The organism is Methylotenera sp. (genome assembly GCF_030684185.1).
Taxonomy (GTDB): domain Bacteria; phylum Pseudomonadota; class Gammaproteobacteria; order Burkholderiales; family Methylophilaceae; genus Methylotenera.
In genome coordinates, this window is sequence record NZ_JAUXOY010000010.1 from 94993 (window position 1) to 109968 (window position 14976).

General features: G+C 44.1%; 16 protein-coding genes. 2 read left to right on the forward strand and 14 right to left on the reverse strand.

The window, feature by feature from the left end; genetic code table 11:
• Nucleotides 1-19: 19 nt before the first annotated feature.
• The 10 genes from Q8J82_RS01875 to Q8J82_RS01920 all read right to left on the reverse strand — a co-directional run bounded on the left by Q8J82_RS01875 (nucleotide 20) and on the right by Q8J82_RS01920 (nucleotide 8294).
• Nucleotides 20-430: a PTS sugar transporter subunit IIA gene (locus tag Q8J82_RS01875; RefSeq protein ID WP_305327665.1), complete on the reverse strand. Its 411-nt coding sequence runs from the start codon at nucleotides 428-430 to the stop codon at nucleotides 20-22.
• Between the two features lie 58 nt (nucleotides 431-488).
• Nucleotides 489-1355, reverse strand: a complete 867-nt coding sequence (gene rapZ, locus Q8J82_RS01880; protein ID WP_305327666.1) for an RNase adapter RapZ — start codon at nucleotides 1353-1355, stop codon at nucleotides 489-491.
• A gap of 8 nt (nucleotides 1356-1363) precedes the next feature.
• Nucleotides 1364-2314, reverse strand: coding sequence for an HPr(Ser) kinase/phosphatase (gene hprK, locus Q8J82_RS01885; protein WP_305327667.1), 951 nt, complete (start codon nucleotides 2312-2314; stop codon nucleotides 1364-1366).
• A gap of 15 nt (nucleotides 2315-2329) precedes the next feature.
• Nucleotides 2330-2656, reverse strand: coding sequence for a ribosome hibernation-promoting factor, HPF/YfiA family (gene hpf / locus Q8J82_RS01890; protein WP_304908127.1), 327 nt, complete (start codon nucleotides 2654-2656; stop codon nucleotides 2330-2332).
• A 222-nt stretch (nucleotides 2657-2878) separates the two neighbouring features.
• The gene (locus Q8J82_RS01895) at nucleotides 2879-4462 is read right to left on the reverse strand and encodes an RNA polymerase factor sigma-54 (protein WP_304891114.1); all 1584 of its coding nucleotides are present in this window, start codon (nucleotides 4460-4462) and stop codon (nucleotides 2879-2881) included.
• Complete coding sequence (lptB, locus tag Q8J82_RS01900; protein ID WP_304891113.1) at nucleotides 4459-5181, reverse strand: LPS export ABC transporter ATP-binding protein; 723 nt, start codon at nucleotides 5179-5181, stop codon at nucleotides 4459-4461. Before lptB ends, Q8J82_RS01895 begins: the two co-directional genes overlap by 4 nt.
• 41 nt (nucleotides 5182-5222) lie before the next feature.
• Complete coding sequence (gene lptA / locus Q8J82_RS01905; protein WP_304891162.1) at nucleotides 5223-5882, reverse strand: lipopolysaccharide transport periplasmic protein LptA; 660 nt, start codon at nucleotides 5880-5882, stop codon at nucleotides 5223-5225.
• A 139-nt stretch (nucleotides 5883-6021) separates the two neighbouring features.
• A complete protein-coding gene (gene lptC, locus Q8J82_RS01910) occupies nucleotides 6022-6678 on the reverse strand; it encodes an LPS export ABC transporter periplasmic protein LptC (RefSeq protein WP_304891112.1) in 657 nt (218 codons plus the stop codon).
• Between the two features lie 30 nt (nucleotides 6679-6708).
• Nucleotides 6709-7284: an HAD family hydrolase gene (locus Q8J82_RS01915; RefSeq protein WP_304891111.1), complete on the reverse strand. Its 576-nt coding sequence runs from the start codon at nucleotides 7282-7284 to the stop codon at nucleotides 6709-6711.
• Nucleotides 7285-7289: 5 nt separating this feature from the next.
• Nucleotides 7290-8294 (reverse strand): KpsF/GutQ family sugar-phosphate isomerase, encoded by a 1005-nt coding sequence (locus Q8J82_RS01920; RefSeq protein WP_305327668.1) that lies wholly within the window; start codon nucleotides 8292-8294, stop codon nucleotides 7290-7292.
• Nucleotides 8295-8598: 304 nt separating this feature from the next.
• Between Q8J82_RS01920 and Q8J82_RS01925 the strand changes: the two genes are divergently transcribed.
• Both Q8J82_RS01925 and Q8J82_RS01930 read left to right on the forward strand, forming a co-directional pair.
• Nucleotides 8599-10584 carry a monovalent cation:proton antiporter family protein gene (locus Q8J82_RS01925; protein WP_305327669.1) on the forward strand — a complete coding sequence of 662 codons (1986 nt, stop codon included), beginning with the start codon at nucleotides 8599-8601 and terminating at the stop codon, nucleotides 10582-10584.
• A gap of 12 nt (nucleotides 10585-10596) precedes the next feature.
• Entirely contained in the window at nucleotides 10597-11679 is a 1083-nt protein-coding gene (locus Q8J82_RS01930) for an FAD-binding oxidoreductase (protein ID WP_305327670.1), read from the forward strand.
• 200 nt (nucleotides 11680-11879) lie between these two features.
• Here Q8J82_RS01930 and Q8J82_RS01935 read toward each other — a convergent pair whose 3' ends face one another.
• The 4 genes from Q8J82_RS01935 to Q8J82_RS01950 form a co-directional block, all read right to left on the reverse strand.
• Nucleotides 11880-12161 carry a hypothetical protein gene (locus Q8J82_RS01935; protein ID WP_305327671.1) on the reverse strand — a complete coding sequence of 94 codons (282 nt, stop codon included), beginning with the start codon at nucleotides 12159-12161 and terminating at the stop codon, nucleotides 11880-11882.
• Nucleotides 12162-12311: 150 nt separating this feature from the next.
• Nucleotides 12312-13292, reverse strand: a complete 981-nt coding sequence (locus tag Q8J82_RS01940) for an NAD(P)-dependent alcohol dehydrogenase (protein ID WP_305327672.1) — start codon at nucleotides 13290-13292, stop codon at nucleotides 12312-12314.
• A gap of 33 nt (nucleotides 13293-13325) precedes the next feature.
• Nucleotides 13326-14036 (reverse strand): hypothetical protein, encoded by a 711-nt coding sequence (locus Q8J82_RS01945; RefSeq protein WP_305327673.1) that lies wholly within the window; start codon nucleotides 14034-14036, stop codon nucleotides 13326-13328.
• A gap of 535 nt (nucleotides 14037-14571) precedes the next feature.
• A partial coding sequence (locus tag Q8J82_RS01950; protein WP_305327674.1) for a DUF6326 family protein occupies nucleotides 14572-14976 on the reverse strand: 405 nt, incomplete at its 5' end.

Here is a 14976-nt window from a genome sequence, read left to right on the forward strand (position 1 = left end):
TAAGTTTTTCATAAATATCTTACGACCCATATCGGTCGCAACAATCACGGTCAAAATGCACTACACCCTCACGCCCGCCGCTGATGGCTTTTTCCACCAATGCCATCAGTGACTCATGTCGGTAAGTCATCGTGCGAACTATCATCGGCATATTGACGCCCGCAACTCCTTCTACCTTACCGGGTACTAATAATTTACTCACAATGTTGCAAGGGGTTGCGCCATACATATCTGACAGCACTAAAACGCCATCACCATGATCAAGCTCGAGCACCAATGCTTGTGCTTTTGGTAGCAATTCATTGGGGTCGTCATCAATATTAACAGCAAGAAATGCTAATTGCCTAGGTTCATTTCCAATGACATGTTTAGCACACTCTTTCAGGCTTTCACCTAAACCCCCATGCGCAATAATTAAAATGCCAATCATTTTTTATCTCAACTATAAGTTATTAAATCTAATGCTATTCACTATTTTGTTAACCACATTATGTTAATTCTCTATGCCTGGTTAACACTTTTTGCTTTGACTTAAAATGTTGACTTAGTTGCTCAACAAAATAAACGGAACGATGCTGGCCGCCAGTGCAACCAATAGCCACTGTTAAATAGCTGCGGTTGTCTGTAACAAAGCACGGTAGCCACTTTTCTATATATTGTTTTATGTCATTCAACATTTCTTGCGCATTAGCCTGTTTATCCAAAAACAATTGCACTTCAGCATCGCGGCCTGTGAGGTCGCGTAATTTTGGGTCGTAATGTGGGTTTGGTAAACAGCGTATATCAAATACAAAGTCAGCGTCTAACGGAATGCCATGCTTAAAACCGAATGAGGTAAATAGCAAAGTTAATCCAGTATGGTCAATCGAAACGGCTTCTTTTATCCAGGCCCTGAGTTTGTTAGCACTGATATGGCTGGTATCAATCACATGTCCAAGGTTACCTAAGTTTCCCAGCAGTTCGCGTTCAATAGCAATGCTCTCAGCTAACGTAGTGGTATCTTTACTCAAGGGGTGTTTACGCCTTGTTTCACTAAACCTTTTGACTAGTGTTTCAGCATTAGACTCAAGGAAAAGTACTTGAGTAATAACGCCCTGTAATTTTAATTGCTCGATATGTGCAGGCAATGTTTCAATCGCCGCGCTACGGCTGTCAATGCTAATTGCCACGCGGTCGTAATTAGCCACATTTGGGTTTTCTGCGCGCCTGGTTTCGGATTGCAAGTGTTCCGCAATCTGCGGCAACATGGTGGCGGGTAAGTTGTCAATACAGTAATAGCCGCTATCTTCAAGCGCATGTAGTGCAATGCTTTTACCTGAGCCAGAAAGTCCTGTAACGATAATGAGTTGTTTCATGTTGATAATTATTCGGTATTTGCCGACTTTTTCATTTCGCGCTGTTGGCGCTGAGTGAATTGCTTAGTCGCGTTGATACCACGTAATAATAGCATGTGGTTACGAATTGCGACTTCTACCAACACGGCAATATTACGCCCAGCCGCGATGGGGATTTGCACTTTAGGAATTTTTACGCCTAATACTTGCTCATACAATGTTTTAATCTTAAGTCTGTCCAGTAAATGCGGAGCCAGTTTATCTGCCATTTCAAGCTGAATAATAAGATCTAGCGGCTTAGTTGGTTTGACAGAGTTATCACCAAATAGTGCGCGGATATTCAAAATACCCAAACCCCGCACCTCGATAAAATCTTGTAATAGAGGGGGGCAACGCCCTTCAATACGCTCAGGAGAAATACGGAAAAAATCAACAATATCATCGGCAATTAACCGGTGCCCGCGTGAAATCAGCTCTAAAGCCAACTCACTTTTTCCCATACCAGCCTCACCTTTAATAAGCGCGCCAAATCCTTGCACTTCCATAAAAACGCCGTGCATACTGACAGATTCTGCCACTGCTTGGGCTAGGAAGTGATTCAAAATATCCATTAATTCCGGGCTGCGTAGCGGGGAAGAGAATAGCGGCGTATTGTGACTATTGGCGGCCGCTATTAGCGTTTCTGGTACTTTTTCGCCATTTGCAACAATGACTGCGGCTAAATCTGTCGAATATAAATTTTTAATCGCGCTATTGGCTTCAGTAGTTTGCAGGCTTTGTAAGTAGTCCATTTCGGCACAACCTAACACCTGTACCCGATTAGGATGCACGAAATTGAGGTGGCCAATGAGTGCCAAAGATGGTTTTGATACGGTTTCGCTAGTGAGGGAATTAAACCCGCCGTCAAGTCCGGCAATCCAGTTAAGTTTGAGCTTACGGCGGGTCTGTTTGAATAGCTCAGCTACGTTTATTTGAGCCATAAATTATTACAAAGATTAATCAATGCTTTGGTGCTTAACTGCGCCATTCGTTTTGTGATGATCGGCTTGTTTTTCTTTGTGTTTCACCACTTGGCGATCCAGTTTGTCTGTCAGCATATCAATTGCGCTGTACATGTTGTCGTCAGTGCAGGCGGCATGTAAATCATTCCCAGGAACATGCAGTGTAGCCTCTACCTTTTGGATAAGTTTTTCTACACTCATGGTCACTTTGACATCGATAACATGATCAAAGTGGTTGCTAATTCGGACTAATTTGCTTGTGACATAATCGCGTAATGCAGGCGTTACTTCTAAGTGATGACCAGTTAATTGTAAATTCATGACTTGCTCCTTTTTAAAATATTCTAAAAGTTTGAATTTCCAAAAACCCACAATGGTTGAAATTTTTAGTACTTCAAAACTTCTCGAACAATTTCAGTTTACTACTTTAATTCACATCTGTGCTACTTGAATAGAGAATATTTTAGATGCTTATTATGTGTATCAACTGAACTCGCCTTCAATACTTAATTGAAGTAGACGCCTTATATTTGACTTAACTCTTTAGAGCGATTTTCTTAAGCTGGCTGGCGCAATGTTGAGTGATTCCCGATATTTTGCAATGGTGCGGCGTGCTACGACTATGCCCTGTTTAGCTAATAAATCAGTAATTTGATTGTCGGAATAGGGTTTTTTAGGATTTTCCTGGTCAACCAGTTGCTTAATAAGTGCGCGTATAGCAGTTGCCGAGCAAGTGCCGCCTGTATCGGTTGCCACTGAGCTACCGAAGAAGTATTTCAACTCAAAGATTCCACGCGGCGTGAGCATATACTTGTTGTTGGTGACGCGAGAGATGGTCGATTCATGTAAATCCAGCTCTTCGGCAATTTCACGTAGCACCAGAGGCTTCATTGCCACCTCACCGTATTCTAAAAAATTACGCTGACGGTCTGTAATTGATTGAGCCACCCGTAAAATGGTTGAAAAACGCTGTTGGATATTTTTAATCATCCATTTAGCCTCCTGCATTTGACTTTGCAGATATTGGCTAGAACTGTCGCGGTTGCGTTTCAAAATGCTCGCATAAAGCTGGTTGATTTTAAGTTTAGGAATCACAGCGTCGTTTAAGCTGGCAATCCAAATACCTTTTACTTTTTTGATGATGACTTCGTGCTGAATATAATGTTCAGAGCCGATGATGCTAAAAGCGCTGCCAGGTCTTGGATTCAAGCTGGTGATAAGTTGCTGTACATTTTTCAGCGTGGATTCATCACACCCTAACTCTTTACGTAATTTACCAAAATCACGTGCGCCAAGTGCAGGTAAGTAGTGTTTTGCCATTAACTTAGCAAGTGCTAAATGCGGAGTGTATTTAGGAAGCAGTTCTAGCTGTAATAACAGACATTCACTTAAATCTCGCGCACCGACACCAGCAGGGTCTAAGTTCTGAATATGCCGTAAAGCCGTTTGTAGTTCTAATACTTCTATTTCCAGCTCTAGCGGCATTTGCTCGACAATATCTTCGAGCGTTTCTTCCAAGTAACCATCTTCGTTAATACTATCTACCAGCAATAATGTGAGAGTTTGGTCACGCTCTGACAGCGGCATCAATTTTAGTTGGGAAAGTAGATGTTCCCGCAGGCTGATTTGTAAAGTTTCTTGTTGTTTAAAGTCGCTATCGTCATCAGCAGGCGTGCTATTTTCGTCCCAAAGGCTCCCGTTTGAGTATTCGTCATAATCATCATTGAATTCGGCAGAAAAGTCTGTAGTGCTTTGTTCAAATTCAGAAGTGCCTGGTTCAAATTCTGTTGATTCTGCTTGATTTGACTCAGCTTTACTTTCAGAAAATTCAGTGTTAGGTTTTTCTAGGTCAAAATCGCTGTTTACATCATAGTCCTGCGGGGTTTCAGTCACATTGCCATCATTACTGGTGGTATTTAGCGTGACTTCATCTTCACTATTGTCAGTTGCGTTACCGTATTCATCTTCACCGTCATCGCCTCTTTCTAGCAACGGATTGGTTTGCATGAGCAAATCAATTTCCTGATTGAGCTCTAATGTAGACAGTTGCAAAAGCCTAATCGCCTGTTGCAGTTGTGGCGTAAGCGAAAGGTTTTGTGAAAACTTAAGTTGTAAACCTTGTTTCATAGTCTAAAGTCTTTGCCCAAATATACTTCACGCACTCTTTCGTTATCTACGATATCACTGGGTATTCCAGAGGCAAATACATGGCCTTGATTAACGATGTAAGCGCGGTCACAAATGCCTAAAGTTTCGCGTACATTATGGTCAGTAATCAGCACGCCAATATTGCGCGCGGTTAAAAAGTGAATGATTTTTTGAATATCAATTACCGCAATTGGGTCAATGCCAGCAAATGGTTCATCCAGCAAAATGAAGCTGGGGTTGGATGCGAGGCATCGCGCAATTTCAACGCGGCGACGCTCACCGCCAGATAAGCTCACCGCCGCACTATCACGAATATGCATAATATGCAGTTCTTCGAGTAAGGATTCCAGTTTTTCATCCATTGCTTCTTCAGACATATCTTGCAGTTGTAATACTGCAAGAATGTTTTCAGACACAGTAAGTTTGCGAAAGATAGAAGGTTCTTGCGGAAGATAAGATAAGCCCATTCTAGCGCGCATATGAATAGGCATGTGACTTAAGTCTTTACCATCGAGTAAGATTTTACCTTCATCTAGAGTCACTAAGCCTACCATCATATAAAAACTGGTGGTTTTACCTGCGCCGTTTGGGCCTAACAAGCCTACGACTTCGCCACTTTTTATGCTTAAAGAAATATCTTGCACCACAGTACGGGTTTTGTATGATTTACGTAAATTTTCTACAATCAGTTCACTCATTTTGGCATATTCTTTTTAGTGTCTGGAATTTTAGGGTAATGCTATTGTTTTTGCTCGGCATCTAATGCTTTTTTCTCAACACCAAGCTCTATGGTTCGGCTAAAACGTGAATCTTTTAAGGGGGAGGTGCTATTGCTAGAGCTACCTCCACTGCTGCCAACTGGTTTGGGGTTGTTGATTACTGGTTCAGCGGATTTTTTGTTTTTCGGTTGAATAATCGCACGCACTCGTCCGCTAGAGCTCACTCCGTCAGCAGATTTGGTGCCGCCTAATACCTCTGCGTATTCAGCATTTGCATCGTAGCTAATGTAATTGCCGTGCACAATATCTTCGCCACGCTTTACCCAAGCCTTAGTATATAACTGTACTTTATCCATGCGGCCGTCATATTCAATGCGTTGTGCGCTGCCTTCCATATATTCGTTTTTACCTTCAAGTTTTTGTTTAAAGGTAGTGGGGTTGCCTGTTGAGGTGCTGTGCTGAAAGCCTGTATTGTCTTCGCGCACGATTAACTTGTCAGCGCGAATAATCAATGTGCCTTGCGTTAATATGACATTGCCAGTGTAGGTGCTGATTTGCTTCGCATCGTCTACTTTTACTGAATCAGCTTCCAAATCAATCGGTTGGTCACGGTCGGCTGCTTCAGCCAGCACTTTGCTAGAAACCCCCATTAAAGCCAAGCTTATAAAAACTAAACTCATCAATAAATTAGGTTGTATTTTGATGGATTGATTACTCATAGCGTCTCCAAATGCGCGCATTATTCGTGTTGGATTTCTTTAATGTTAAAACTGTTTTTTGCTGACTAGTCTTCAACTTGATTTGCCTTAGATTGCACATCTACTGCTTGTGGGGAGCCGCATTGGATTGAGCTGTTTTATTAACAGCTGAAGATTTTTGCGTGCTTGAAGATTGAGTGACAGGTTTTTCATAATGTGCGCGTACTTTATGTAGCAAAGTCACCGTACGTGCATTCTTCTCGTAAATCATTCCTGTAGCATAAATAACTGTTTTTGGCGCTTGTCTTATAACCACGGGGCGATCAGTTTTCACCAAATCTTCATTTGGCAGAATGTTTAAATATTCCGTTTCAATAGTCATTTCACCTTTGCCAGCAAATGCCTGACGCGTTATTTTTACCTTATCCTCTAATTGTACCTGCTCCCCATTGCTAGACACATGTCCTCTTAGCGCTTCAACTTGTGTATAAGGCTTGTCTAAAGCAAACTGGGTGTACCGCGGACGCTGTAATTCAGTAGTGTCATCGTCAGGGAAATGTTTCATTTCTGCCGCCGCTAATTTATAGCGCAGGCTTCCATCTTTATCCGTCTGCGTGGTAACAAAATTACTCATAATATAGTCAGGGTCATGTCTGCTACTGCCATCCAGCTTAGGTTCTGGCGGTTGAACCATATGGCCAATCCAAGCGGTCAACAAGCCGATTAACGATAGTAGCACTATCGGGTAAATAATCGCAGAACGTGTGCCAATGGTCATGTTAAATATTGATAGTGCTAACCAATTGCACTAATTAGCTATGCTTGCTTGCGTTAAAAATTGCGCCATCTGCGCATCAAACGTGCCCTGTGCTTGCATAATCAGTTCACATACCTCACGCACTGCACCATGACCACCCGCTTTTGTTGTTACATAATGTGAATGATTTAGTACTAATGCCGGTGAATCCGGCACGGCAATTGCAAGACCGCATTTAAGCATAGGCGGTAAATCCACCACATCATCCCCCATAAAAGCACATTGACTTTCTTGCAAGCCACTTATTTTTATCAGGTCGTTAAACGCCACTAATTTATCTTCGGCACCTTGATAAAAGTGTGCGACACCTGTACTTTCCGCACGTTTTTTTACTACGTTTGACGTGCGGCCTGTAATAATAGCCAGATTAACGCCAGTGGCTTTGAGAAGTTTCATGCCTAAGCCGTCATGCGAGTGAAAGGTTTTATATTCCTGACCGTCATCACCTATGGTTAGGCCGCCGTTGGTCATTACGCCGTCTACATCCAGCACTAAAAGCTTGATGTTTTTGAAGCGTGCCTGCAGTTCAGGGCTTAGGGATTTGGAAGTTAGCGAGCTTATTGTCATTTAATTTAAACCACTTTCGCCAATAGAAGATCATGCATATTGAGTGCGCCTACCAAAACGCCAGTGTCATCAGTGACTAGCAACGCATTGATTTTACGTTGTTCCATAATCTCAACTGCTTCAATGGCTAATTTATCTTGATTAATTGTAAATGGATTTTGATGCATGACATCAGCAATGCTTGAAGTTGCGACATTCACGTTTTGTTCAAACGTACGACGCAGGTCGCCATCGGTAAAAATGCCAATGGGTATTTTATTCGCGTCTACAATTGCCGTTAAACCTAAGCCTTTGCGTGTCATTTCAAGTAATCCTTGTGAAAGCGATGCATCGACCGTAACTTTCGGGATGTTTTCACCGGTGCGCATCAGGTCATTCACATGAATCAGCAAGCGTCGCCCAAGGCTGCCACCAGGGTGGGAGCGGGCGAAATCTTCTGCAGTAAAATCTCGCTGGTCTAGTACACACAAGGCTAGCGCATCACCCAACGCTAAAGCAACGGTAGTGCTTGAAGTGGGGGCTAGGCCGAGCGGGCAAGCCTCTTTTGCCACATGGGCGCTTAAATGGATATCTGCTGCTTTGGCTAAAGTGGAGGTGTCGTTACCTGTAATTGCGATGATGCTTGCACCTAGCCTTTTGAGCGGAGGAACAATTGCGAGAATTTCATCACTTTCACCAGAGTTTGAGAGCGCAATCACTATGTCGCCTGCGGTTATCATGCCTAAATCGCCATGGCTGGCTTCCGCCGGGTGCATAAAAAATGCAGGGGTGCCTGTACTCGCCAGTGTGGAGGCTATTTTCCCGCCTATGTGGCCAGATTTACCCATGCCGCTCACAACAACGCGACCTGTGCAATTTAAAATGAGTGTAACAGCGTCAGTAAAATTTTCATCAAGCCTGCTTGCCAGTGCGCTAATTTCATTAGCCTCAAGCAATAATACATCGCGTGCCAGTTGCAAGGTCGGCTGTTTGGTTTTTGTAGATTGCTGCGCTTTAAGTGTGAATGACATTGTGTTTTGTTAATTTGTTTAAATTGACATAGTTATTAGCTAGTATAAAAGGGAATGGCTTACATATAAAGCCTATACAACTACAATATAACGACAATTTAAGAGTTTTAAGTAAAAACTTATAGCTTAGGCACAATTTTTGCTATCAGATTTTGAATTTAGAATGGTTTAGTTTAAATGTTGATGCTATATTTTTCTTTTCTCAGTGAAAATCAGTCGCATTTAAACTTAAGTAAAGGTGTTAAATAATAGGTAAAGATGTGAAACAATAGAGAACGTTAAAATAGAAATCATAAAATAAAATATGTTTGAAGCTTTACCCTTAGTTCTAATCCTGCTCATAAGTTCTGTTCTGGCTGTGGCGCTATTTCGTGCGCTTCGCTTACCCGCAATGCTGGCTTATTTTTTGGTGGGTTTGGCGCTGGGCCCGCATACTTTTGGCTTGCTGCCAGATACTGAAGCAAGTCGTGAATTTGCCGAGTTTGGTATCGTGTTTTTAATGTTTAGTATCGGGCTGGAATTTAGCTTGCCGCAACTATACGCCATGCGTAAAAAGGTGCTGGGCTTAGGTGGCGCGCAAGTTGCAATCACTCTGATAATTGTGATGGGTATTGCTAAATTCGCTGGTTTAGACTGGTCTGCAGCTTTTGTGATTGGTGCGGCTTTAGCCATGTCATCAACAGCGATTGTTTCAAAAATATTGGCTGAACGGGTTGATTTAAATTCACGTCATGGTCGATTAAGCATAGGTGTGTTGCTGTTTCAGGATATTGCAGTAGTGCCAGTTCTGGTGCTTATTCCAGCTTTAGGTGTAGCAGGGGCTAATTTAACAGACGTGCTAGGATTAGCGCTGTTAAAAGCGGCAGCCATGCTTTTATTTTTGTTCACCGTTGGTAAATGGGTGATCAATCCCTGGTTCAATATAGTGGCGGGCCAGCGTTCACGTGAACTGTTTGTGATGAACGTGCTGATGATAACTTTGCTTTTGGCATTTGCCACTAAATTAGCAGGTTTGTCTTATGCGCTGGGCGCTTTTATTGCGGGCATGCTGATATCAGAAACAAAATTTCGCTATCAGGTGGAATCTGATATTTCACCATTCCGTGACATCTTGCTAGGACTGTTTTTTATCAGCGTTGGCATGTTGTTAAACCTGCAACAAATTTTTAATAATATTGGTTTGGTGTTACTGATTTTAATTTCTTTCATTGCATTTAAAGCGGTAGTGGTGGCTTTGGTTGTAAGAATGGTGAAATATGAATGGGGTGTAGCGATACGTACAGGCTTGATATTGGCGCAAGCGGGTGAATTTAGTTTTGTAATTTTGGCACTGGGAGTAGAGCAAAAGCTAATTAGCGGACAGGCTTTGCAACTCGTGCTCGCAGCCTCGTTACTTTCTATGGTGATTGCACCATTTTTAATCCAGTATAACGGTCGTATCGCTAGGCGCATGGTACATAGCTACAATCGTAATAGCGGTCAGGTGGTGCAAGACATTGATAATGTGGGTAAGCACTTGCATAACCACGTGATTATTTGCGGTTATGGGCGTAGCGGGCAATATCTAGGTCGTTTTTTAAGAGAAGAAAACATTCCCTACGTGGCATTAGATATTGATCCGTCACGCGTGTTAGAAGCCGCAGCGGCGGGTGAAAATGTTATGTTTGGGGATGCCGCACGCCGCGTGGTGCTTGAGGCTGCGGGAGGTGCGCGCGCTAAATCTTTGGTAATTAGTTATGCTGACAATCGTGCCGCCATGAAAATTTTGCATATTGTTCAAGAAAGCTACCCGCATTTGCCCGTGATTGTCCGCACTGTGGACGACAGCAATATGGAGGCGTTACGAGAAGCAGGCGCGGCTGAAGTTGTGCCGGAGATTTTAGAAGGCAGCTTAATGTTAGCCTCGCACGCACTGATGCTGATGGGCGTACCGCTTAACCGAGTGGTAAAGCGTATTCGGCTATTTCGTGAAGATCGCTATCAGTTGTTTAAAGGCTATTTTCATGGTATTTCAGATGCCGAGGATGAGGCATTGGAAAAACAACAGGTACGGCTACATTCTGTGATTATTTCACCAGGTTCATTCGCAATTGGCAGACGTTTGGTGGATATACAGTTAGAAAATTTTGACGTAGAAGTTAAGTCCGTTCGCCGCCCGAACTCTAATGGCATGGTGCCTACCGATGAAAGTCTGCTTGTAGAAGGTGATGTGATTGTTCTGCTTGGCCAGCCTACAGGCCTAACGAACGCACAAAATGCCTTACTTATTGGCCGTGTGGCGTCTAAATAAATTTGTGAAATTATGACTAGAAAAGTAGTGATAGTAGGTGGCGGCATTGTTGGCTGTATGACCGCCATGGAATTGGTAAACCGCGGCTGCAAAGTTACCATCGTGGAACGTAACCAAATCGCCAGTCAAACTTCGGGCGAATCTTCTTGGGCAGGTGGCGGTATTGTTTTTCCGTTACTGCCTTGGCTTTATTCTGATGCGGTTAATGTGCTTACCAGCTATGGCGCTAAGTTTTATCCTCAAATTTGTCAGCGGCTACTGCGTGAAACAGGGGTCGATACTGACTTTGAGCAGTCAGGATTTTTACTGCTGCCAAAGTTTGATACTGATGCTGCCGCCGCTTGGTGCGCTAACAATCTAGTACCGGCGCAACCAGTCAAAGCCTCTGCATTTGGTGTGCAGTCGCTTAGTGGTGAAGATGCATTATGGCTACCGACAGTCTGCCAAGTACGCCCACCGTACTTTATGCAAGCCATGCGAAAATGGTTAGAGCAGAACAATGTCACCATGCTGGAACACACTGAACTCAAGCCGCTTAATGAAATTCAACAATTGAACGAATGGCAAACCGTAAGCGGTGAAACATTAACCGCGGACCAATTCGTTGTTACCTCAGGCGCATGGAGTTTTGAGCTACTTAAAGAAACCAGTGCAAAACTAAACATTAAACCCATGCGCGGGCAAATTTTGCTCTATAAACCCGAAAAGAACCTTGAACAAATAGTGTACCGTGAAGGCTTTTACATGATACCGCGCCGAGATGGCTATTTGCTTGCGGGCAGCACACTGGAAGATGTTGGGTTTGAAGCCGCCGTTACGCGTGAAGTGCGCGATGAAATAAGCGCAAAAGCTGAGGCAATTATGCCGGCGCTAAAAAATCAAGCCATACTCAAACACTGGAGCGGCCTGCGGCCTGGCACGCCCGAGAATTTACCAACTATTTCAGCGCATCCAACTATTGAAAATCTGTTTATGAATACTGGGCATTTTAGGTATGGGCTAACCATGGCGCCAGCGAGTGCTAAGTTAGTAACCGCCTTGATGTTAGGTGAGAAGCCTATGATAAATGCTAGTCCTTATGCTTGCGCTTACTGACAATTGTAGCCTTGATGTAGCTAAGTGGAATCAGGGGATTGCCAGCATTCAAATAGCCTCGATTTCATCTCATTCCATCGAGACTACACTTGCTACAAAATTCAGTTACACGGGAATCTGAACGCAAAGCTAACTAGCGGGCTGTTTTTGGCGCGCACGGGTTGGGCTGGTGGTTGAAAAGAATGGGATGAATTCTCAATTCATTGCGCCTTATCATCCCCAGGACATGGCGCAAATTTGCAACCAGGCGAAATCCTCGATACATAAGAGCCATCCAGACACTGCATCGCATCCATAGTACAGGCGACATCATCAGAATCAGGAGGTAAGGCTTCAACAAAATGCTTGCCATCTGGTGTATAGCATTTTCTGGGATGACTCTCCGCGACAGGAAGTCCGGCTGCTACGCACTCTTCAAAGCTGTTCACAACTCTCGCAGTTGCGCCGCAGGCTACAATCAGAAGCACAATGATTGCAGACAAGAAAATAGTTATTTTTTTCATTTGATACTTCGCTCCTTTGCGCCACTAACGTCACTTTTAGGGGTGCGCCAATTTAAGGGTGTCCCACTCGAACGCCATGTTGGACAACGCCTTCTCAGATGGTCGCATACGTGATCGGTGCTCCTAAGTTCAATCGTCACGCACCAGAGTTATGACGACATTCCCCCGCTTGCGTCCAGTGTCAACGTAGCTGTGAGCATCAACAATCTGCTCGAACGGATAGCACCGATCAATGACCGGTTTGAATTCACCCGCCTCAGCCAGTCCCGCGAGAAAACGCAAATCTACCGCGCGCCCGGTTGCTGGCCCAGCGATAACTTTCTTGCTGCTCGTCATCGACACACATGGAATCTGAAGCATGTCTGGCAGCCCAGCTAAAACCACAAGAAGACGCCCCCCTTCTTTCAACGAAGCTTTGCTAAGGGAGAACGAGGCCGTGCCGACGGTATCGACAATGACGTCATAGGTTTCACCGTTCTGCGTAAAGTCCTCTTTGGTGTAGTCGATGACATGACCGGCACCCAGAGATTGCACCAATTCCATATTCGCGGTACTGCACACCCCAGTCACGTCTGCCCCAAAGTGCCTGGCAAGCTGCACTGCGGCTGTACCTACCCCACCAGAAGCACCATTGACGAGTACTTTTTCACCACGCTGAAGCTTTCCTCTTCTGAAGAAATCCAGTGCCGTTGTTCCGCCAAAAGAGAGTGCGGCGGCTTCATAAAAGGTCAGATTGACTGGCTTTAATGCCACCGCTCCGTCTTCCGGCATACATTTGTACTCTGCATAACAACCCATGGCGGCATCGCTGAACGCAAAAACGGGGTCACCGACCTTGAATTTTCTTACGTCTTTGCCGACTGATTCAATTACCCCGGCCAACTCCGACCCTAGTATGGGTTGCTTGGGTTTTGAGAAACCAAACACCAAACGTATGATGAGCCCGAAGCCGGCAGGCACATTGAGACTTCGCACCCTCCAGTCCCCGGATGTTACCGTTGTCGCATGCGTTTTTATCAGGACTTCATTGTCCTTGGGCGTGGGCTTTTCGACCTCCTTCAATTGAAGGACCTCGGGTGGCCCATATCTTTCATACACAATTGCTTTCATTCGTTATCGCCCTTATTTTTATATGCTTTGCCACTACTTTACGCACTGCCTGAGTTGACCGATAAATGGTGCTGCATTGGCCCACTTGATGGTCATCAACGTTTTTTCGTCAAGCGATAACTCGAAGCTTTGCTCATCACGCATGCCGTCCAGTGCTGCCATCAGCCCTGGCACGGCAAATGCAACCTCGCCTACCTCTCTTGATTTTCTGTAATTGAACACCTGAACAGTTTGTGCTGGCTCATCATCTTGCTGGATAGTGACCTTCAGCTTCTGAACGTCTCGTGGTTTGGGTAGTTCGGTGCCTTGAAACATGAGCCAAGCATCAGATTTAGGGTGTTGAAACCCCATGATGGTTACCAAACCGCCCTCTAAACCATCCTTTCCGCTCGTGTATTTAGCAAACGTTGCAACGCATAATTTACCTTCAGGTGTTGAGGTTGAATTAAAATGCCATAGCCCTTTTGCAATCTTCTCGCGTTCTCTTTCTTTTTCTTGCTGTGCCTCTAATGCGCGGCGTTTCAAGTCGACCGCTTCCTCACGGCTTAGGCCAGGTGCCGATGCCTTAGGTCGATCAGCTCCGATAGAATCAATGTAAGCTCGCCGGTCCCGGAGCAAATCCCACCCAGTATATTCATACGGAGGACTGCAACCATTCCCGTTGTAAACCATACCGATTGGACAGGCAACTGCCGTGAGTGGTAGTAATAAGTTAATGGAAAACAAAATTCCAAGTGTTTTCATATTGTGCCTCTCTACTTTTGCAAACTGCTGATGTGCTGATTTATGGTTGTGACAAATAAACATCTTGTATGGAAAAATTGATTCTTTTTCCTATATTTAATTAATGGCCATAATCGTTCCCAATTGTTACTAACGTTTTAATTCAACGCCATCGAAGGAGACACTTTGCAATCAATTGTAGGTTTATCCATATTAATTTGAATAGCCAGCGTAGCCTTGATGAAGCGTAGTGGAATCAAGGAATAACCATCACTTAATTCCCCTCGAGTTCATAGCATTCCATCGAGGCTACGCTTGCTTTTCGACCTCCTTCAATTGAAGTACGTCGGGTGACCCATATCTTTCATACACAATAGCTTTCATACGTTATCGCCCTTGAAGGTTGCTTTGATCCGCAGTCTTTCGCATTGTCCAACGCCCGGGTTAAGCCGCGCAGCGGAGCAACGTCGGCTGCAACCCGTTGTTAGGTTTTGCTACCATGCTCCAAAGTTATAACTGCTTTTCCTCTGAGGGGTTCTAAGAGCATGGGCTCAGTTCATGCTTCCTGTTTAGGCCACTTCCATGCATATGAGATAATTAGTAAAAGAAGAACGACTTCTACAGCTGCAGCAAAATACATGTGCACCCAAGCCTCTCCTGCCAAATTAAACAACATATAAGGAATATATACCGTAGCCAAGATTATGTTTGCCCAACGATTTACCTTAGCCGGCAGGGCAACAGAAAGGAAAATCATAAGAGCTGGAATTATTACAAAAATCATTGCTATCAGTAGAAAGACATATGAAATGTCAAATACAAATACTTTTCCTGCCAGAATATCCTCTATGGAGCCCGGCATATATAAGTGGAAATAATCTACATAGATGTAGAGAAACATAAAACTCGCCCACAGTGCTGCAAGCTTCAGTTTCACATTGACCTTGATGTCTTCCAACGC

Excerpts from the sequence above, each read along its gene's own strand:
- Q8J82_RS01875 (WP_305327665.1), bottom strand. The coding sequence starts at position 430 with ATGATTGGCATTTTAATTATTGCGCATGGGGGTTTAGGTGAAAGCCTG.
- rapZ (WP_305327666.1), bottom strand. The coding sequence starts at position 1,355 with ATGAAACAACTCATTATCGTTACAGGACTTTCTGGCTCAGGTAAAAGC.
- hprK (WP_305327667.1), bottom strand. The coding sequence starts at position 2,314 with ATGGCTCAAATAAACGTAGCTGAGCTATTCAAACAGACCCGCCGTAAG.
- hpf (WP_304908127.1), bottom strand. The coding sequence starts at position 2,656 with ATGAATTTACAATTAACTGGTCATCACTTAGAAGTAACGCCTGCATTA.
- Q8J82_RS01895 (WP_304891114.1), bottom strand. The coding sequence starts at position 4,462 with ATGAAACAAGGTTTACAACTTAAGTTTTCACAAAACCTTTCGCTTACG.
- lptB (WP_304891113.1), bottom strand. The coding sequence starts at position 5,181 with ATGAGTGAACTGATTGTAGAAAATTTACGTAAATCATACAAAACCCGT.
- lptA (WP_304891162.1), bottom strand. The coding sequence starts at position 5,882 with ATGAGTTTAGTTTTTATAAGCTTGGCTTTAATGGGGGTTTCTAGCAAA.
- lptC (WP_304891112.1), bottom strand. The coding sequence starts at position 6,678 with ATGACCATTGGCACACGTTCTGCGATTATTTACCCGATAGTGCTACTA.
- Q8J82_RS01915 (WP_304891111.1), bottom strand. The coding sequence starts at position 7,284 with ATGACAATAAGCTCGCTAACTTCCAAATCCCTAAGCCCTGAACTGCAG.
- Q8J82_RS01920 (WP_305327668.1), bottom strand. The coding sequence starts at position 8,294 with ATGTCATTCACACTTAAAGCGCAGCAATCTACAAAAACCAAACAGCCG.
- Q8J82_RS01925 (WP_305327669.1), top strand. The coding sequence starts at position 8,599 with ATGTTTGAAGCTTTACCCTTAGTTCTAATCCTGCTCATAAGTTCTGTT.
- Q8J82_RS01930 (WP_305327670.1), top strand. The coding sequence starts at position 10,597 with ATGACTAGAAAAGTAGTGATAGTAGGTGGCGGCATTGTTGGCTGTATG.
- Q8J82_RS01940 (WP_305327672.1), bottom strand. The coding sequence starts at position 13,292 with ATGAAAGCAATTGTGTATGAAAGATATGGGCCACCCGAGGTCCTTCAA.
- Q8J82_RS01945 (WP_305327673.1), bottom strand. The coding sequence starts at position 14,036 with ATGAAAACACTTGGAATTTTGTTTTCCATTAACTTATTACTACCACTC.